The sequence below is a fragment of the Streptomyces griseorubiginosus genome, assembly GCF_036345115.1.
Lineage (GTDB): Bacteria > Actinomycetota > Actinomycetes > Streptomycetales > Streptomycetaceae > Streptomyces > Streptomyces griseorubiginosus_C.
On the sequence record NZ_CP107766.1, the window covers coordinates 8,408,239 to 8,426,545 of the forward strand.

Annotated in this window: 18 protein-coding genes; 7 read left to right on the forward strand and 11 right to left on the reverse strand. The window is 71.6% G+C overall.

The features are described from left to right. Positions 1–28: 28 nt before the first annotated feature. Positions 29–1,840, forward strand: coding sequence for an ABC transporter ATP-binding protein (locus OHN19_RS37965; protein WP_330268531.1), 1,812 nt, complete (start codon positions 29–31; stop codon positions 1,838–1,840). A gap of 43 nt (positions 1,841–1,883) precedes the next feature. Beyond that, positions 1,884–2,735, forward strand: a complete 852-nt coding sequence (gene mltG / locus OHN19_RS37970) for an endolytic transglycosylase MltG (protein WP_330268532.1) — start codon at positions 1,884–1,886, stop codon at positions 2,733–2,735. A 22-nt stretch (positions 2,736–2,757) separates the two neighbouring features. On the opposite strand, the gene OHN19_RS37975 is transcribed toward mltG, so the two are convergent. The 6 genes from OHN19_RS37975 to OHN19_RS44025 all read right to left on the reverse strand — a co-directional run bounded on the left by OHN19_RS37975 (position 2,758) and on the right by OHN19_RS44025 (position 8,127). After that, a complete protein-coding gene (locus OHN19_RS37975; protein ID WP_330268533.1) occupies positions 2,758–3,834 on the reverse strand; it encodes an NAD(P)-binding domain-containing protein in 1,077 nt (358 codons plus the stop codon). Positions 3,835–3,883: 49 nt separating this feature from the next. Beyond that, a complete protein-coding gene (locus OHN19_RS37980) occupies positions 3,884–5,041 on the reverse strand; it encodes an LLM class flavin-dependent oxidoreductase (protein ID WP_330268534.1) in 1,158 nt (385 codons plus the stop codon). Position 5,042: 1 nt separating this feature from the next. Then, positions 5,043–6,068, reverse strand: a complete 1,026-nt coding sequence (locus OHN19_RS37985) for an ABC transporter substrate-binding protein (RefSeq protein WP_330268535.1) — start codon at positions 6,066–6,068, stop codon at positions 5,043–5,045. A 41-nt stretch (positions 6,069–6,109) separates the two neighbouring features. Then, a complete protein-coding gene (locus OHN19_RS37990; RefSeq protein WP_330268536.1) occupies positions 6,110–6,973 on the reverse strand; it encodes an ABC transporter ATP-binding protein in 864 nt (287 codons plus the stop codon). Then, positions 6,946–7,884, reverse strand: coding sequence for an ABC transporter permease (locus OHN19_RS37995; protein ID WP_330268537.1), 939 nt, complete (start codon positions 7,882–7,884; stop codon positions 6,946–6,948). The genes OHN19_RS37990 and OHN19_RS37995 overlap by 28 nt, the downstream gene beginning before the upstream one ends. A 159-nt stretch (positions 7,885–8,043) precedes the next feature. After that, a complete protein-coding gene (locus OHN19_RS44025; RefSeq protein ID WP_352340592.1) occupies positions 8,044–8,127 on the reverse strand; it encodes a putative leader peptide in 84 nt (27 codons plus the stop codon). A 122-nt stretch (positions 8,128–8,249) separates the two neighbouring features. Between OHN19_RS44025 and OHN19_RS38000 the strand changes: the two genes are divergently transcribed. Beyond that, positions 8,250–8,672, forward strand: coding sequence for a secondary thiamine-phosphate synthase enzyme YjbQ (locus tag OHN19_RS38000; RefSeq protein ID WP_330268538.1), 423 nt, complete (start codon positions 8,250–8,252; stop codon positions 8,670–8,672). A gap of 107 nt (positions 8,673–8,779) precedes the next feature. Then, positions 8,780–9,412, forward strand: a complete 633-nt coding sequence (locus OHN19_RS38005) for a hypothetical protein (RefSeq protein ID WP_330268539.1) — start codon at positions 8,780–8,782, stop codon at positions 9,410–9,412. 69 nt (positions 9,413–9,481) lie between these two features. Here the strand turns inward: OHN19_RS38005 and OHN19_RS44030 are convergent, their stop codons facing one another. The 5 genes from OHN19_RS44030 to OHN19_RS38025 form a co-directional block, all read right to left on the reverse strand. Beyond that, positions 9,482–9,745: a hypothetical protein gene (locus OHN19_RS44030; protein ID WP_419249708.1), complete on the reverse strand. Its 264-nt coding sequence runs from the start codon at positions 9,743–9,745 to the stop codon at positions 9,482–9,484. Further along, on the reverse strand, positions 9,724–9,966 hold the full coding sequence (locus OHN19_RS44035) for an NUDIX domain-containing protein (protein ID WP_391193799.1): 243 nt from the start codon (positions 9,964–9,966) through the stop codon (positions 9,724–9,726). The genes OHN19_RS44030 and OHN19_RS44035 overlap by 22 nt, the downstream gene beginning before the upstream one ends. 113 nt (positions 9,967–10,079) lie before the next feature. Next, positions 10,080–10,970: a S1 family peptidase gene (locus OHN19_RS38015; RefSeq protein WP_330268540.1), complete on the reverse strand. Its 891-nt coding sequence runs from the start codon at positions 10,968–10,970 to the stop codon at positions 10,080–10,082. 186 nt (positions 10,971–11,156) lie between these two features. After that, complete coding sequence (locus OHN19_RS38020) at positions 11,157–14,510, reverse strand: S8 family serine peptidase (protein ID WP_330268541.1); 3,354 nt, start codon at positions 14,508–14,510, stop codon at positions 11,157–11,159. A 64-nt stretch (positions 14,511–14,574) separates the two neighbouring features. Beyond that, on the reverse strand, positions 14,575–15,366 hold the full coding sequence (locus OHN19_RS38025) for a DUF3152 domain-containing protein (RefSeq protein WP_330268542.1): 792 nt from the start codon (positions 15,364–15,366) through the stop codon (positions 14,575–14,577). Between the two features lie 154 nt (positions 15,367–15,520). On the opposite strand from OHN19_RS38025, the gene OHN19_RS38030 reads away from it, so the two are divergent. From OHN19_RS38030 to OHN19_RS38040, 3 genes are read left to right on the forward strand one after another with little or no spacing between them, the layout of a single operon-like run. Next, positions 15,521–16,216 (forward strand): response regulator transcription factor, encoded by a 696-nt coding sequence (locus OHN19_RS38030; RefSeq protein WP_330268543.1) that lies wholly within the window; start codon positions 15,521–15,523, stop codon positions 16,214–16,216. Beyond that, a complete protein-coding gene (locus OHN19_RS38035; RefSeq protein ID WP_330268544.1) occupies positions 16,213–17,673 on the forward strand; it encodes a HAMP domain-containing sensor histidine kinase in 1,461 nt (486 codons plus the stop codon). Before OHN19_RS38030 ends, OHN19_RS38035 begins: the two co-directional genes overlap by 4 nt. Continuing rightward, positions 17,670–18,239, forward strand: a complete 570-nt coding sequence (locus OHN19_RS38040) for a hypothetical protein (RefSeq protein ID WP_330268545.1) — start codon at positions 17,670–17,672, stop codon at positions 18,237–18,239. The genes OHN19_RS38035 and OHN19_RS38040 overlap by 4 nt, the downstream gene beginning before the upstream one ends. The last annotated feature ends 68 nt before the right edge of the window (positions 18,240–18,307 follow it).

Here is an 18,307-nt window from a genome sequence, read left to right on the forward strand (position 1 = left end):
CTCTTCATCTCACCTTCCGCAGGAGACCATGCCCCGCGATCACATCGACTGGACCCCCACGCCCGGCACCTCGACCGACCAGCCCCGGCAGGTGCGCCGCATCCTCCGGCTCTTCAAGCCCTACCGCGCCAGGCTCGCCGTCGTCGGTCTGCTGGTCGGCGCCTCCTCCCTGGTCACCGTCGCCACCCCGTTCCTGCTCAAGGAAACGCTGGACGTGGCCATCCCCCAGGGCCGCACCGGACTGCTCAGCCTGCTGGCACTGGGCATGATCCTCAGCGCCGTTCTCACCGGCGTCTTCGGCGTCGCCCAGACCCTCATCTCCACCACGGTCGGCCAGCGCGTCATGCACGACCTGCGCACCGCGGTCTACGGCCGCCTCCAGCGCATGTCGCTCGCCTTCTTCACCCGCACCCGCACCGGCGAGGTGCAGTCCCGCATCGCCAACGACATCGGCGGCATGCAGGCCACCGTCACCTCGACCGCGACCTCGCTGGTCTCCAACCTGACCAGCGTCGTCGCCACGATCGTCGCGATGATCGCCCTCGACTGGCGGCTGACCGCCGTCTCGCTGCTGCTGCTCCCGGTCTTCGTGTGGATCAGCCGCCGGGTCGGCAACGAACGCAAGAAGATCACCACCCAGCGCCAGAAGCAGATGGCCGCGATGGCCGCGACCGTCACCGAGTCGCTCTCCGTCAGCGGCATCCTGCTCGGCCGCACGATGGGCCGCTCCGACTCGCTGACCCGGTCCTTCGCCGACGAGTCCGAGAGTCTGGTGGACCTCGAGGTGCGCTCGAACATGGCGGGCCGCTGGCGCATGGCCGTCATCGGGATCGTCATGTCCGCGATGCCCGCCGTCATCTACTGGACCGCGGGCATCGCCCTCCAGACCGGCGGCCCCGACATCTCCATCGGCACCATCGTCGCCTTCGTCTCGCTCCAGCAGGGACTGTTCCGCCCGGCCGTGAGCCTGCTGTCGACCGGCGTCCAGATCCAGACCTCGCTCGCGCTCTTCCAGCGCATCTTCGAGTACCTCGACCTGCCGATCGACATCACCGAGCGGGAGGACCCGGTCCACCTCGACCGCGTCAAGGGCGAGGTCCGACTGGAGAACGTGGAGTTCCGCTACGACGCCGAGGACGACCAGCGGGGTCCCGTGCTCGCCGGCATCGACATCGACGTCCCCGCCGGCAGCAGCCTCGCGCTCGTCGGCTCGACCGGCGCCGGCAAGTCCACGCTCGGCTACCTCGTCCCGCGGCTCTACGACGTGACCGGCGGCCGGGTCACCCTCGACGGGGTCGACGTCCGCGACCTGGACTTCGACACCCTCGCGCGGGCCATCGGGGTCGTCTCGCAGGAGACGTACCTCTTCCACGCCTCGGTCGCCGACAACCTCCGCTTCGCCAAGCCGGACGCGACCGACGAGGAGATCGAGCAGGCGGCGCGGGCGGCGCAGATCCACGACCACATCGCCTCCCTGCCCGACGGCTACGAGACGGTCGTGGGTGAACGCGGCCACCGCTTCTCGGGCGGCGAGAAGCAGCGCCTCGCCATCGCGCGGACCATTCTGCGGGACCCGCCCGTCCTCATCCTGGACGAGGCGACCAGCGCCCTGGACACCCGGACCGAGCACGCCGTGCAGGAGGCCATCGACGCGCTCTCCGCCAACCGCACCACGCTCACCATCGCGCACCGGCTCTCCACCGTTCGGGATGCCGACCAGATCGTCGTCCTCGACTCCGGCCGGGTGGCCGAGCGCGGCACGCACGAGGAGCTCCTGGAGCAGGACGGGCGGTACGCGGCGCTCGTACGCCGAGATGCCCAACTGGAACCGACAAACTGAAAATATGCCGGGTTTGGGGTGATATGCGGGTTACCGTGCCCGCATGTACCAGAACACTCCGCCACGGAGCACGATCCGACTGACGCGCCGGGGGCGTCTCGTCCTCATTGCGACCGGGGCCGTCGTGGCCGGCACCGCCGTGGCGGTGCCGCTGCTGACGCTCGACAGCGGCGAGAGCGCGAAGGAGCCCACCACCCTGCTCATCCCGGAGGGCTGGCGGGCCGGGCAGGTCTACGACGCCGTCGACAAGGCTCTCGCCCAGCCCCCGGGGACCGCCAAGAGGTCCCTGGCCAAGGCGCACCTCAAGCTGCCGAACGACGCGGAGGGCAACCCGGAGGGCTACCTCTTCCCGGCGACGTACCCGCTGGAGCGCAACGGCAGGAAGACGACGCCCGAGGCGCTGCTCTCGTTCATGGTCGACACCGCCAACAAGAAGTTCAACGGCGCCCCGATCGCGGCCGGCGCCCAGCGCAACGCGATGAACGTCTACCAGGCCGTCACCATCGCGAGCATCGTCCAGGCCGAGGCGGCGACCAAGTCCGACATGGCGAAGGTCGCTCGGGTCATCTTCAACCGGCTGGAGCGCGGGATGCCGCTGCAGATGGACTCCACCATCAACTACGCCCTGAACCGCTCCACGTTGAAGACGACCGGCGCCGACCTGCGGATCGACAGCCCCTACAACTCGTACCAGCGCATGGGCCTGCCGCCGACCCCGATCGACAACCCGGGCGAGGACGCGATGCGCGCCGCGATCGCCCCGGCGGCGGGCGACTGGCTGTACTTCGTCACGGTGAAGCCGGGCGACACCCGCTTCACCGCCAGCTACGAGGAACACCGACGCAACGTGGCCGAGTTCAACAAGAACCAGAAGAACGCGGCCAAGGCGGACTGAACTTGACGGGATGTCAGGGACGTCAGGCGGCCACCGGCTCGTCGGCCAGAAGTCGCCTGATGTCCCGTACGGCGGCACGGCCCGCGCGGTTGGCGCCGATGGTGCTCGCCGAGGGGCCGTAGCCGACGAGATGGATCCGGGGATCGGCGACCGCGCGGGTGCCCTCGACCCGGATGCCACCGCCGGGCTCGCGCAGCTTCAGCGGGGCCAGGTGGTCGATGGCGGCCCGGAAGCCGGTCGCCCACAGGATGATGTCGGCGTCGACGCGCCGCCCGTCGTCCCACTCCACGCCGTCCGGGGTGATCCGGTCGAACATGGGCTGCCGGTCCAGGACGCCGTCCGCGAGGGCCTGCCGTACGGCGTCGTTGAGCGGGAGCCCGGTCACCGACACCACGCTCTTCGGCGGCAGCCCCTGGCGCACCCGCTCCTCGACGAGCGCCACGGCCTCCCGGCCGACGTCCTCGGTGAAGGGGCCCTCGCGGAACACCGGCTCCCGCCGAGTCACCCACGTGGTCGCCGCCGCGAACGGGGCGAGCTCCATGAGGTGCTGGGTACCGGACGCGCCCCCGCCCACCACGACCACCCGCAGCCCGGCGAACGCCTCGGGGCCCGGGTACTGCGCGGTGTGCAACTGCCGCCCACGGAAGGTCTCCTGGCCCGGATAGCGGGGCCAGAACGGCCGGTCCCAGGTGCCGGTCGCGTTGATCAGCGCCCGCGTCGACCACGTGCCGTCGGAGGTCTCGACCAGCAGCCGCCCGTCGACACCCTCGCACACGGCACGGACGTCGACAGGGCGTCGTACCCGAAGGCCGAAGGCGCGCTCGTACGCGGCGAAGTACTCGGCGATCACCTGCGACGACGGCCGCTCAGGATCGGCGTCCGTGAGCTCCATGCCCGGCAGCGCGTGCATGCCGTGCACCTTGCCGTACGTCAGCGACGGCCACCGGAACTGCCAGGCGCCGCCGGGCGCGGGGGAGTGGTCCAGCACCACGAAGTCGCGCTCCGGCTCGAATCCGGTGCGGCGCAGGTGATAGGCGCTGGACAGACCCGCCTGACCAGCACCTATGACGACGACCTCGACCTCGCGCGTGTTGTTCACATTTCTACTAACGGTGGCGGCGGGCCGGATCTTCCCTGTGCCGGTGTGATCAGCGTCCGCCGGCCACCAGGATCGGCGCCCCGGTCCGCCCACCCCCCTCGACCAGCCCGCGCGCCGTCAGCTCCGGGATCACGCCCTCGCCGAACCAGTACGCCTCCTCCAGATGCGGATATCCGGAGAGCACGAAGTGCTCGACGCCCAGCGCGTGGTACTCCTCGATCAGATCGGCGACCTCGGCGTGGCTGCCGACGAGCGCCGTCCCGGCCCCGCCCCGGACGAGCCCGACGCCCGCCCACAGGTTCGGGTGGATCTCCAACTCGGCGCGGGAGCCGCCGTGCAGGGCCAGCATCCGCTGCTGCCCCACCGACTCGCTGCGCCCCAGAGCCGCCTGCGCCGCCGCGATCGTGTCCGGGTCGAGGTCGTCGAGCAGCCGGTTCGCGGTCGCCCAGGCCTCGGCCGAGGAGTCGCGCGAGATCGTGTGCAGCCGGATCCCGAAACGGACCTCACGCCCCTCCCGCACGGCCAGCGAGCGGATCCAGTCGATCTTCTCCTTGACCTGTGCGGGCGGCTCGCCCCAGGTCAGATACACATCCGCGTGCCGCGCCGCGACCGGCCCGGCCGCCGGGGAGGACCCGCCGAAGAACACCTGCGGCAACGGGTCCGGCGGCAGCGCGGTCAGCCCGCCCTCGACCTGGTAGTGGACGCCTTCGAAGTCGTACGGCTGTCCCTGCCACACCCCCCTGACCACCGACAGGAACTCATCGGTACGGGCGTAGCGCCGGTCGTGGTCGAGCCGGTCCCCGAAACGCCGTTGCTCGGCCGAGTCGCCGCCGGTGACGACGTTGAGCAACAGCCGTCCCCCGGTGAGGCGTTGGTAGGTCGACGTCATCTGCGCGGCCAGCGTCGGCGAGATCAGCCCCGGCCGGAACGCCACCAGGAACTTCAGCCGTTCGGTGTGCTGGGCCAGGGCCATGGTGGTCAGCCAGGCGTCCTCGCACCAGGTGCCGGTCGGGGTGAGCATCGCCTCGAAGCCCAGGTGCTCGGCGGCCTTGGCGATCTGCGCGAGGTACTCGAGGTCCGGCGGGCGGATCCCCCGCACCTGTCCGGCGTGCTGGGAGCCGGTGTTGTTCGGGCCGTAGGCGTGCCGGTCCACGAGGGTGCGCCCGTCACCGCCGGTGGGCAGGAACCAGTGCAGTCGTACGGTCATGTCAGTCCGTCTCCGAGGGACGCGGCGCGGTGGTCGACGCCGGGAGACCGCCGTTGAACCGCGTGTCCGTGAAGTCGCCGAAGTCGACCTTGCGCGGGATCAGCTTCAACTGGGTGAAGGTGTCGGCGATCTCCTGCTCCGAGGCGATCAGCTGTTGGTCGACCGCGACGGCGACCCGGGTGGTGTACGTCCGCTTCACGGCAGCGAGTGCCACGTCCTCGGGCAGCCCCGTCTCCTTCGCCCAGACCTTCGCCCACTCCGACTCGTGGGAGTAGACCCACTTGTAGGCGCGCCGCAGCCGCTCCAGGTAGTCCTTGACCGCGGCGACCTTCTTCGGGTCCTTCAGCGCGCTCGGCGAAGCCACCTGGAAGGTCAGGCCGTTGGTGATCCCTTCACCGGTGGTCAGCACCCGCCCCTGCTTGGCCTGGAGGATCTGCGAGGTGTACGGGTCCCACACCGCCCACGCGTCGACCTTGCCGGAGGTGAACGCGGCCAGCGCGTCGGCCGGCTGGAGGTACTTGACCTTCACATCGCTCAGGCTGAGCCCGGCCTTCTTCAGCGAGGCGACCAGTTGGTAGTTCGCGGACGAACCCTGGGCCACGGCGACCGACTTGCCCTTGAGCTGCGCGGGGTCGGTCAACTTCGAGTCGTTCGGTACGAGAACGGCGTCGCCCTTGGACGTGCCGTGCCAGGCCGCCACCACCGTGATCTTCGAGTCGGCGCCGGCCGCGAACACCGGCGGGGTGTTGCCGACCCCGCCGATGTCGACGGCCTTGGCGTTGACGGCCTCCAGGAGCGGCGGGCCGGAGGTGAAGGTGGACCACTTGATCTTGTAGTCGAGGTTCTTCAGCTCCCCGGCAGCGCGCAGGATGGCCTCCGAACCACCCTTCTGGTCACCGACGTTGAGGGTGAGCGAGCCCTTGCCGTCGGTGTCGGAACCCGTTCCGGCGGAGGCGTCGCCACCGCAGGCGGTGAGCAGGAGGGCGAAGGGGAGGAGCAGTGCGGCGGGGACGAGGCGACGTCGCATGGGAGTCCGTTCTGTGGAACTTGGCTGTGGGCGGGGGGAGTTCAGGCTGCTTCGGCGGCGGTGTCGACGCCGAGGCGTTCCAGGAGCTGTCCGCGGAGCTCCGCGAACCGGGGATCGGTGATGTCGCGCGGCCGGTCGAGGTCTATCTGCTGCTCGTGCGCGATGACGCCGTCGTCCATCACGAGCACCCGGTCGGCGAGCAGGACGGCCTCCTCGACGTCGTGCGTCACCAGGAGCACCGCGCAGCCGCGGCGCTGCCACAACTCGCCCACCAGGCGCTGGGCCTTGATCCGGGTGAGGGCGTCGAGGGCACCGAACGGCTCGTCCAGCAGCAGGAGATCGGGCTCGCGCACCAACGCCCTGGCCAGGGAGGCGCGTTGGGCCTCACCGCCAGAGAGGGTCTTGGGCCAGGCGTCACTGCGGTGACCGAGGCCGACCTCCTCCAAGGCCTGATCGGCGACGGGGCGGGCGGGCTTGCCGGGCAGGCCGAGCAGGACGTTGCGCCACACCTTCTTCCACGGCATCAGCCGGGGTGCCTGGAAGGCGACGGCCTTGCGGCGCGGGACCAGGACGGTGCCCTCGATGTCCCGGTCGAGCCCGGCGAGGATCCTGAGCAGGGTGGACTTCCCGCAGCCGCTGCGGCCGAGCAGGGCCACGAACTCGCCCTGGCGGACCTCCAGTCGGAGGTCGTCTATGACGGCACGTCCGTCGAAGGAACGGGTCAGGCCTTCGACCCGGACGGCCGGGGAGGGGCGGGGGGCCGGGGTGGCGCCGGGAGTCTCGGTGACTTCGCTGGTTCCGGTCGCGTGGCCGGGCTCGGTGGCTTCGGCGGCCGCGGTGGCTTCGGAAGCCTTCACGGCCTCGGACGTCTGGGGGGTCACCGGCCGGTGAACGTCGGTCGCCATTGCAGCAGCAGCCTTTCGAGGGAGCGGACGATGAAGTCGGCCAGCAGGCCGAGGAAGGCGTAGACGATCAGGCAGACCACGATGACGTCGGTGCGCAGGAAGTCCCGCGCCTGCACCATCAGGAAGCCGATGCCGGAGTCCGCGTTGACCTGCTCGGCGAAGACGAGCGCCAGCCAGGCGATGCCGAGGGAGTAGCGCAGACCGGTCATCGCGCCGGGCAGCGCGCCCGGCAGGATGACATGCCGGACGAGTCCCCAGCGGGAGAGTCCGAGGGACTCCCCGGCCTCGATCAGCTGGGAGTCCACGCCCCGGATGCCGGCGTAGACGTTGAGGTAGAGCGGGAAGGTCACGCCCAGCGTGATGATGGCGATCTTGGGGGCCTCGCCGATGCCGAACCAGATGATGAACAGCGGGATCAGGCCGACGAACGGAACGGTCCGCAGCATCTGGACCGGGGCGTCCACGATGTCCTCGCCGACCCTGAACAGGCCCGAGACGAGGGCGAGTCCGGTGCCGATGAGGGCGCCGAGCAGCAGCCCGCCCGCGACCCGCTGGAGCGAGGTCGTCATCGCGGAGGCGAGCGAGCCGTCGGCGATCAGATCGCCCGCCACCTGGGCGATCCGACCGGGTGAGGCGAGCACGTCGGCGGTCAGCACGCCGGTGGCGCTGAGGAGTTGCCACAGCGCGAGCAGCAGGACGGGGCCGGTGGTGCGGCGCAGCCAGCGGGGGACGCGGGTGCGGCGGGAGGAGGTGGGGACGATGGGTTCGAGGTCGACGGGGGTGCCCGTGCCTGTGCCCGTGCCGGTGGCGGTTGCGTCGGTAGCGGCGGCTTCGAAGTGAGCGGGTTCTTTGCGGGCTATTTCCGAAATATCGGGTTCTGGAGAGCCGGGCGGGGCATGGCTGATGCTCATGAGGAGCTCCACGGAGGGAAAGCGGCCGATGAGGTGGGACGGCGTGGGGGAAGGCGGCCGGGCGCCGCCGCGTCAGCCGTGCGTCAAGGATCGGAGATCAGCGCGGACTGGACGTGCGGGTAGGGCGGAGCGCAGGCGTGGGGAGGGGGTGCGAAGGCGTCAGCGGCCGCGGCGACACGCGGCGGAGGCCACCCGCAGCAGGTCGATGTGACCGCGCGTGGTGAGCAGGACTGAACGCAACATGCGCCAGAAACTAGCCAGTCGGCGTGACCACGGTCAACGGTGTCTCGCGGAGTGGACCTGCCGTACCGAAGGATGAGCAGGTGATGAGGAGTGAATCCGGCCGCAGGGGTGAGGATGGGGGCATGTCAGACGCTTTCACCACCCGAGTCCTGAACGTGTCCTCCGGTTCGTCGGAGCGGATCGTCGACCTCACCGGCGACTGCGAGGCCTTCCTGCGGGAGGCGGCCGCCGGCCGCGACGGCCTCCTCAATGTCTTCGTCCCGCACGCCACGGCCGGGGTCGCCGTCATCGAGACGGGCGCCGGCAGCGACGACGACCTCCTCGCCGCCCTCCACACCCTCCTGCCCGCCGACGACCGCTGGCAGCACCGCCACGGCAGCCCCGGCCACGGCCGCGACCACGTCCTCCCCGCCCTCGTCCCACCCCACGCGACCCTACCGGTGCTCAACGGCCGCCTGGAGCTCGGGACTTGGCAGTCGGTGTGCCTGGTGGACACCAACGTAGACAATGCCCACCGCAAGGTGAGGCTGAGTTTCTTGGGATGAGCGAGGGATGGGCAGGGCCGCGCTTACCTCGGATGTATGAGGGGTGATCCGACAAGTCTTGCTGAAATCCGGTTGAGGGCGCGGTCGTTGAGCGCGACCCTGGCCGGATGCTGCTCAAGCTGACCGGATCGAGCTGTTCGGGCAAGACGACCCTCGCGTTCGCCGTGGCCGACCGTCTCCAGGGGGTCGTCGTGCACGACTTCGACGAGGTCGGGGTGCCCGCGGATGCCGACGTCCGCTGGCGGCACCGCGCGACCGAGCACTGGGTGCGGCGTGCGCTGGAGTACCAGGACCGCGGACTCGACCTCCTGCTGACCGGTCAGTCACCGCTGGGGGAGGTGCTGGCCGCGCCCTCCGCACCCCTGTTGGACGGCATCGCGCTGTGCCTGGTCGACGTCGCCGACGAAGTGCGACGCCACCGGCTCACCGCACGGGACGGCGGGCGCTGGGACGCCCCCGCCGTCGACCGGTTCCTCAACTGGGCGGCCTGGCACCGCGGTCACGCCCGCGACCCCCGCCACCGGCCGAACGTCCTCACCACCGGCGCCTGGCCGGACATGGCCTGGCACCGCTGGACGGGGTGGACCGCGGAAGATCCCCGCTGGCGCACCCATCTGGTCGACACCACCGGGCGGACCGTGGCCGAGTCCGCGGGCGAGGTGCGTGAGTGGGTGACCGGACAACGCGCCGCGTACGGCACCGGCCAGCCGGCTCTGAGTCGCGGCTGGACGGATCGCTAGGGGCGGCGCGGCGAGCGAGGTGGGCCCTGCCTCACCCGGGTGGTCACCCGACGCCGCACCGAACCGGCCTCACAGCCCCAGCTCCAGCGGCTCGTCGGGGACTCCGTCCCTGAGCAACCCGGTGAGGAGGTCCGCGAGATCACGCGGCCCGAAGAGATCCGGCCCCTGGTAGCCGGTGAGCTCCGACGGCCGCCACCAGCGGAACCCCGCGATGTTCTCGGCCGCCAGGTCCTCACCCGACAGGGCGCCGTCCGGCCGGAAGGCAGCGGTGCGGACGAGGAAGTAGTCCTGGACCGTGCCGTCGTACCCGTTCACATGGCCGGGATCGACCACCCTCCGATGCCCACCTGCGGCGGCGTCCCGTCCAGCACCAGTCCGGTCTCCTCGCGCAGTTCGCGGCGCAGCGCCGCGTGAGGTGTCTCGCCGGGCTCGACGCCTCCTCCGGGAGGGGCCCAGACCACCGTCTCCGGAAGGGCGAACCTGCACAGCAGGATCCGGTTCTCCTCGTCCAGCACAATCGCGCGGACCGCATGACGCAGGTTCAGGGGAGGCATCGGCAAACCCTACGCCGGTCCGTCCGGGAGCCGTCCGCCGTCGACGGCTGTGCCTTGAACGGGCGGGACGGCTCCGGGCGGCAACGCGTGCCCGGAGCCCGGGAGTCGAGGGCTCAGTAGACGGACAGCCCGTAGGCGTTCAGTACTTCCTGGATCGGCTGGTAGTAGGTGGTTCCTCCGGTGGTGCAGTTCCCGGAGCCGCCGGAGAGGATCCCGACGACCTTGTCGCCCGCGTAGAGGGGGCCGCCGCTGTCGCCGGGCTCCGCGCAGATGTTCGTCTGGATGAGCCCGGAGACGACGTCTCCGCCCCCGTAGTTGACGGTCGCGTTCAGTCCGGTGACCACACCGCAGCGGACGCCGGTGGTGGAACCCCGGCGGCAGACGCTCTGGCCGACGTGGGGCGTAGCGGTGCCGGTGACGTCGACGGTTCCGACGGTGCCGGGGTGCGGGACGGCCGGGTTGGAGTGCCGGACGACGCCGTAGTCATTGCTCGGGAAGCTCGTGCCAACGGTGGGTCCGATCGCCGTGGTCATGGCGGAGCCGGTGTACCAGGTGGACGCGCCCTCGGTGCAGTGGCCGGCGGTCACGAAGTAGTAGGTGGAGCCGCTCTGCACATTGACCCCGGCCGAGCAGCGCCACCCGGCCGTGTAGATGCCGTCGCCGCCCGAGAGGAGGGTGCGCAGCCGGCCGTCGAGCCGTTCGAGGGTCGCGGCGCCCGCGGTGGCCCGCCGGACCCTGGCCAGGTCCGCCGCCGAGACCGTGGAGTCCGCGAACACCCGTAGTCTTCCGGTGTGTTCGTCGACGGCCCAGCTCGTCCCGGCGACCGCGAGGGACTCGACGGCGGTGGCGGCGCCGGCGACCGAGGCAGCGGAGGGCGCGGTGGGGGCCGCGGGTACCGCTGTCGCCGCGCCCGCGTCGGACATCGCGAGCGCGGACGCCACGAGCAGGCCGGCCATCGAGGCGATCAGCCGCGGTCGTCTGAAGCCGGTACGGCGAGCTCTCATCACGGAAGCCTCCCGAGGACGGACGGTGGACGGGACCGCGCCGGTGCCCAACGCCTCAGTGTCCCCGGCCACGCCCGGCCCGGGTAGGGCGCCTTCGGCCGCGCTTCGCTCCCCCGTGGTCGTCGGGGAACGCCGGTGCCCGGAACGGCGATGCGGCCGTCCCGGGCACCGGCAGGTGTGTGCGGGTCACTCGGTGATCAGGTAGGCCCTCTCGATCGTCTGGGTCAGGGTGTTGCCCGCCCGGTCGGTCAGCTCCGCGCGCAGCGAGACGGAGCCCGCCTTCGCCGGGTGCTTCAGCGAGAGGTGGCTGCCGCCGACGGACCGGGCGGACCGCCAGGTCCTCCCGTCGTCGTACGACACCTGGAAGGCCAGCTTCGCCGGGCGCTGTCCGGCCGCCGCGCCCTCGACGGTGAAGGGCACCTCGAAGCGCCTGCCGGCCTTCGCGGTGCTCGCCGGCGTCAGCTTCGGGCTGAAGCGGACCGTGGACAGCGGCACCGCCGCGAACTCGCCCCCGGGGGTCTTCGCCGAACGGAAGGTCCACTCCGCGTGGACCCGGGTGCTGACCGGATACACGGCCGGGTCACGGGAGTTGTCCACCGTCAGCCGGTACGCGGTGTCCTCGGCGGGCAGCGTGTACTCCGTCGGGTCGGTGGTCGGCTGGATGCCGTAGTCGTCGGCGATCTCCTTGCCGTTCGTCTCCAGCCTGGACGTCACCGAGGTCAGGTTGCTGAGCCCCCAGTGTCCGGAGCCGTCGCCGAACAGCGGCAGGAAGACCCTCAGGGTGTTCCCGTCGCGGCCGACGCCCGGGTAGCCCCTGCCCGGTCCGAGGTCGTCCGGGCCGTTCTGGACCGGCCCGAAGACACCGACGGCGAACCGCTCGTCGTAGGTGCGGCCGGCCTTCCATGCCCTCGGCATCCGCATCTGGAAGCCCTCGAAGACCGCCTCCTCGCCCTCACCGAACCGCTGCCAGGTACGCGCCGACCACTTCACGCCGTTGTCGAGGATGTACTCGGTGCTCCGGTACGGCAGGTCGCCGCGCATGTCGGTGTAGCTGCTCACCAGGCTGCCGTCGGGCAGGTGCGGGGTCACCTGGGCCTGGACGCGCCGGCCGTCGAGCGGCTCACCCACCTCCAGGTTCACCTTGGCCAGCTGCTTGCGCGCGACGTTCGCGGTGAAACCGTCCAGACTGTCCTCCCGGTACCAGCCCAGGTGGTAGTTGACCGGCCTGCCGTCCTTGTCCTTGCCGGTCCAGCCGCCCGAGAACAGCGAGGTCAGTCCCGTCACCGAGTCGTCCGGGCCGAGCCGCCCGAACCGGGAGCCCTCGAAGCTGGGCATCAGGAACTCGAGATGGGCGTCGTCACGTCCCTCGCCCCGCCCGTACTCGACCGTGACCGAGGCGTCGTCGTTGACGGCCGCCGGGTCCGGCACGGTGATGTCCACCGGCTTCGCCTGCCGGGCGTCGACCTCGACGGTCGTGTCCTTGTCCAGGGTCAGCCTGGGCTGCACCAGCACGGCGTGCTCGGCGGAGGCGGTCGAGGGGTGGATCACCCCGGTGAGGAGGTAGTCGGCCTTGGGCAGCCGGACCGTCAGCTCGCCGTCCTGCTCGTCGGCGTAGTCGGCGTAGAAGCTGCCGTACAGGTCCGCTACGGAGGTCACCGCGTCGCCGGTCGCCTTGCCGTCCTCGTCGGTGTGCCTGAGGGTCAGGCTGTACGACTCGACCTCGCGCTCCACGCCCACGGCGGACCGCACCTGCACCGTGCCGTCCGCGGACGTGGCCGACACCGAGCCGCCGAAGCCGCCGTCGGTGCCGCCCGCTCGGGTGTCCGCCGTCACCTCGGCGCTCGCCTCACCGCCCGCCGGGACGGTGAGCCGCTGCGGGGAGACGGTGAACATGCCCTCGGCGGCGGGCTTCTGGTCCACCCCGTACGCGTCCACCGTCAGGTCGAGGGTGACCGGCTCGGTACCGAGGTTGCGGTAGGTGAGCTGCTTGGTCCGCGCCGTGTCGTCGTCGTGCGGCCACTGCTGGACGCCGAAGTCGAGCGGGCCCTGCTCGGTGACGACGTTCTCCTTCAGGGCCCGGACCAGGTCGACCCGTCCGGTGCCCTGCTGGAAGGAGCTGTACGCGCCGGGCTTCGTGGAGCCGGTCAGCACCGCCTTGATGCTCTCGCCGCTCCAGTCGGGGTGCTGCTGGGCGAGGATCGCCGCGGCACCCGCGACATGCGGGGTGGCCATGGAGGTGCCGTCGATCGTGAGATAGCCGGGGATGTCCGAGGGGTAGTGCTCGGCCAGGACGCTGCCGGCGGCGGACGCGGCCGTGATGGCGACGCCCGGCGCGGTCAGGTCGGGCTTGACCCCGCTGTCGCCGACGCGCGGACCGCGGCTGGAGAAGTCGGCCAGGGCGTCGGACTTGTCGACCGCGCCCACGGTGAGCGCGGACGCGGCGCTGCCGGGCGAGCCGACGGTCCGCTCGCCGGACCCCTCGTTGCCGGCCGCGATGACGAAGAGGGTGTCGGACTCGGCGGAGAGCCGGTTGACGGTCTCCTCCAACGGGTCGATGCCGGGCAGGTCGGTGCCGCCGAGGCTGAGGTTGACGACGTCCGCGCCCTGCGCCACCGCCCACTCCATGCCGGCGATGATCCCGGAGTCGGAGCCCTCGCCCCAGTCGTCGAGCACCTTGCCGTTCAGGAGCCGGGCGCCCGGCGCGACGCCCTTGTACTTCCCGCCCGACTTCGCGCCGCTGCCCGCCACCGTGGACGCCACATGGGTGCCGTGGCCGAACTTGTCGCCGGGGCTGCCGGTGCCGCTGAAGTCCCGCTCCGCGGCCACCTTGCCGGCCAGGTCGGGGTGGCCGGTGTCGATACCCGTGTCCAGGACGGCGACCTTGGTGCCGGTGCCGTCGAAGCCGGCTGCCCACGCGGTCGGTGCGCCGATCTGCGGGACGCTGCGGTCCAGGGAGGCCTGACGCTTGCCGTCGAGCCACAGCTTCTCCACGCCGGCCGCGGCGGTGAACTGCGCTGTCCCCGCCGTGGAGTTGTGGGTCACCGCCTTCCAGAACCCGGCGCCGCGCTTCTTCGCGGAGCGCATCGCCCTGCCGTTGACGACCGGCAGCTGCCGGCCCATCCGCGCCCCGGCCTCGGTGAACGGGCTCGTGGCAGGGGCCTTCTTGCCGCGGAACGTGACGATCAGCGGCAGGTCGGAGCGGCCCGCGTCGTCGTAACCGTCCTCGACCAGCTGGGTGACGTCGAACAGGCGCGGATCCAACTTGCCCTGGGCCAGCAGCAGTTGGGCGTCACCGGGAACGACCCGGGTGTGCCCGGCGACGACCCGGACCGAGAACGGCATGCCCGCCCGGCCCGCCGCACGCCGCACCCCGGACACCTGCCCGGTGGCGTCCACCAGGACCCGGTCGCCGGTGACGAGGGTGACGGTCTTCACCGCCGAGGCCGTACGGGCGCTCTTCGCCGGCACCTCGCCGACGGCTCCCGCACCGGCCGGAAGCCCGGCGAGGACCAGGCTCGCGGAAGCCACTCCCGCGGCCATGGCCGCGTGTCTGTGGCGTACGCGTAACTCCATTGGAACTCCAGTTCGTTGGGGGATCAAGGCATCACGGGACGGCGGGGCCCGTGATCGGACGGCCGTCGCTGTCGTACGGCCAGACATTGGGAACGCAGCCGAGCAGGCCCTTGATCTGCTGCATCATCGCCGGGGCCGGCTGCCCCTCGCCGGGACAGGTGACATGGCCGTGGCCGAGGAAGTGGCCGACTTCGTGGTTGATGATCAGCGAGCGGTACCCGACGACGTCCTTGGTGTAGAACTCGGTGGCCAGGACCCAGCGTCTGAGGTTGACCATCACGTTGCGGTTGACGCTGCAGTTGACCTTGCCGCCGGTGTCGAGGCCGCCCTCGGCGCAGAACTTGTCCACGGTCGCCGGGGTGGCGAGGCGGACGCGGAAGTCGGTCGGGCCGTCGGCCACCCGCTGGAACGCCGAGTGGCCGTCGGCCGTCCAGCCGCGTGGGTCGGCCAGGGTCCGCTCCACCTGCTCGGCCACGTCCTTCGGGGAGATCGCGATGCCCTTCTCCACCTCGACCCGGTAGCGCAGGGGCGTGCCCTTGCCGACCTTCCCGCTCTCGCCGGGCGCGGTGACGAAGGTCCCCGGGCCGCTCCGGGGGAGTGGGGTCGTGGAAGGGCCGGGCGGCGGGCTGGACTTGTCCGGTTCCGGCGGCTCACTGGTCCGCGGCGGCGCCGGGGTCTCGGAAGGCCCGGGCGCAGGACTCCCGGAAGGCGTGGCCACCGTGGACGGCCGCTTCGCGTCGGACGGCAGCCACGCCACCACCGCGCCACCGACGGCCGCGAAGACCGCCAACGCGGCGAGCCCACCGGTCAGTTGGCTCCTCACGCTCCGAGCGGAGCGCTTCCGGCGACGGCCGCCGGGGTTTCGTTTGTGCGCTGTCACGGCGTTCACGATGTGATCGCCATGTGATCGGACCTGGCCCGGAAGGTAACGAAACGATAACCCTCCTCATGGTCATGCCGATGTGGATACTGTGCGCATGTCACGTGTACTGCTGATCGAAGACGACCCCGCCGTCCGGGAGGGCGTCGCTCTGGCCCTGCGCAGACAGGGACATGAGGTCGCCGCCGCCGCGACCGGCGAGGAGGGGCTGGACCGGCTGCGGTCCTTCCGGCCCGACATCGTCGTCCTCGATCTGATGCTGCCCGGCATGACCGGCCTGGAGGTGTGCCGCACCGTACGGACCCTCGACCAGACCCTGCCGATCATCATGGCGACGGCCCGGGGTGACGAAGTGGACATCGTTGTCGGTCTGGAGGCCGGCGCCGACGACTACGTCGTCAAACCCGTACTGGCCCGGGTGCTCGACGCGCGCATACGTGCCGTGCTGCGCCGGGCGGCCGGGGCCGCACCGGGAGCCGAGGGCCTGCCGAAGATCGACACCTACGGTGAACTGGCCGTCGACCGTGCCGGTCTGACCGTCGTGCTGCACGGCGAGCCGATCGCCCTCGCCCCCTCCGAGCTGCGACTCCTGCTCACCCTGACGGCCTCGCCGGGCCAGGTGTTCAGCCGTCAGCAACTCCTGGAGGCGGTCTGGGAGCACGACTACCACGGGGACGCCCGCCTGGTGGACGCGTGCGTCAAGCGCCTGCGCACCAAGATGTCCGAGCCGCCCCGCGCACCCCGCTACATCCACACCGTGCGCGGGTTCGGCTACCGATTCGCGGCGCCGTGAGAACGCGCGGGCTGCGCGGCCTCCGGGCCCGCCTGGTGGTGGCCTTCGGGCTGGTCGCCGCCGTCGCCGCCGTCACGACCGGTGCCCTCACCTTCCGGGAGGCCCGCACCGGAGTGCTCCAGCAGAGCCAGGACGCCACCATCAGACAACTGCGGGCCCAGCTCAACCAGCACGCCGCCGAACTCGCCCTTCCCCCAGAGCAGTCGGCGCTGCGGAAGTTCGCGCGGGACACGGCGGCCACCGAGTCGCAGGGCAGCTGGCGGGTCCTGGTGACGTACGGGGACCTGACCGGCTCCTCCGCCGCCGGCGACGCCTTCACCGAGGTGACACCCGCCCTGCGCGAGGCCGTCGCCTCCAGCCGGGCCACCGTCTTCCAGCGGGTGCGCCACGACGGACGCACCTCCCTCGTCGTCGGCATGTCGATCCTCTTCGGCGGTCAGGGCGTCGACGACACGGCCACCGGGGTCCGGGTCTTCCTGGTGGTCCCGCAGACCACGGAACAGGCCTACGTCGACGCCCTGGTGACCGCCGCCGAGCGGGCCATGGTGGCCGCCCTGGCGCTCGCCGTGGTGCTCGCCCTCCTCGCCGCGCGCGGGGTGCTGGTCCCGGTGCGGAAGCTGCGGCACGCCACCCGCCGGATCGCCGAAGGGCGCCTGGACACCCGGCTCGCGGTCAACGGCTCCGACGAACTCGCCGATCTGTCCCACACGTTCAACGAGACGGCCGCCGCACTGGAGACGTCGGTGGCCGAGCTGCGCGAGATGGAGGCCCGGGCCCGACGTTTCGCCGCCGACGTCTCGCACGAACTGCGCACCCCGCTCGCCGCGATGTCCGCGGTCACCGACGTCCTCGACGAGGACGCCGCCCGACTGGATCCGGACACCGCCACCGCGGTCCGGCTGATCAGCGAGGAGACCGTCAAACTCGCCCGACTCGTGGACGACTTGATGGAGGTCTCCCGCTTCGACGCGGGCGCCGCGGTGCTGCACCTGGACGAGATCGACCTCGCCGAGTCGATCCGGCGCACCCTCGCCGCCCGCGGCTGGACGGACACCGTGGAGACCGAACTGCCCCCGCCGCACGCGGTCCGCGCACGCGTCGACCCGCGCCGCGTCGACGTGGTCGTCGCCAACCTGGTCGGCAACGCCCTCAAGCACGGCGCCCGTCCGGTGCGGGTGCGCCTGAGCGGGGACGACACGGTGGCCGTCATCGAGGTCAGGGACAGCGGGCCCGGCATCCCGCCCGACGTCCTGCCCCATGTCTTCGAGCGGTTCTACAAGTCCGACAGCGCCCGGATCCGCTCTGAGGGCAGCGGCCTCGGCCTGTCCATCACCGCCGAGAACGTCCGCCTCCACGGCGGTACCGTGCGCGCCGCCGACCACCCGGCGGGCGGCGCCGTGTTCACCGTGGAACTTCCGCTGCGGCGGGAGGAGTCGACCGAGGAGTACCGGTCATGAAGGCCCTGCACCGCGTCCCGTTGCTGGCACTGCCGGCCCTGTTGGCGCTCACCTCCTGCGGGATCCCCGCGACCGGGGTGGTGGAGGCGGGCGGTCCCGCGAGCGGGATCCTGCCGCTCACGCCGGTCTACTTCGTCGAGAACGGCCGACTCGTCCCGATGCCGCGCAACACCGGGCGGCCGGGCGACCCCGCCGAGGCGCTGCGGCTGCTGATGGCCGGGCCGCTGGCCGGGGAGGGGAGCACCGGCCGCCTCTCCACCGAGGTGCCTGCCCTGCCGACCGCCATGGCGGTCCCGTCGGCGGCCTCCGACGCGCCCGGGAGCCCCCCGTCGGACGGTTCCGACGCGGCCGGGACCCCTCTGGTGACCATGCGCGGCGACACGATGACCATCCAACTCCCAGCGGGCATGGACGCGTTGAGCGACATCGGCGTACGGCAACTGGTGTGCACGGCCGCCGCCGCGTACCGCCTCAACCACCCCTCCGACGCCCCGCTCACCGCCGAGGTGACCGGCGGTGGAGGATGGCGGGTCAGCGACTCGGACGAGAACTGCCCCGACCGGTGAGGAGACTGCCCGCGGGGGAGGCCGCGGGGGTTCTTGCGGGGGAGGGTGCGGTGCGGCTCGCCTGGGAC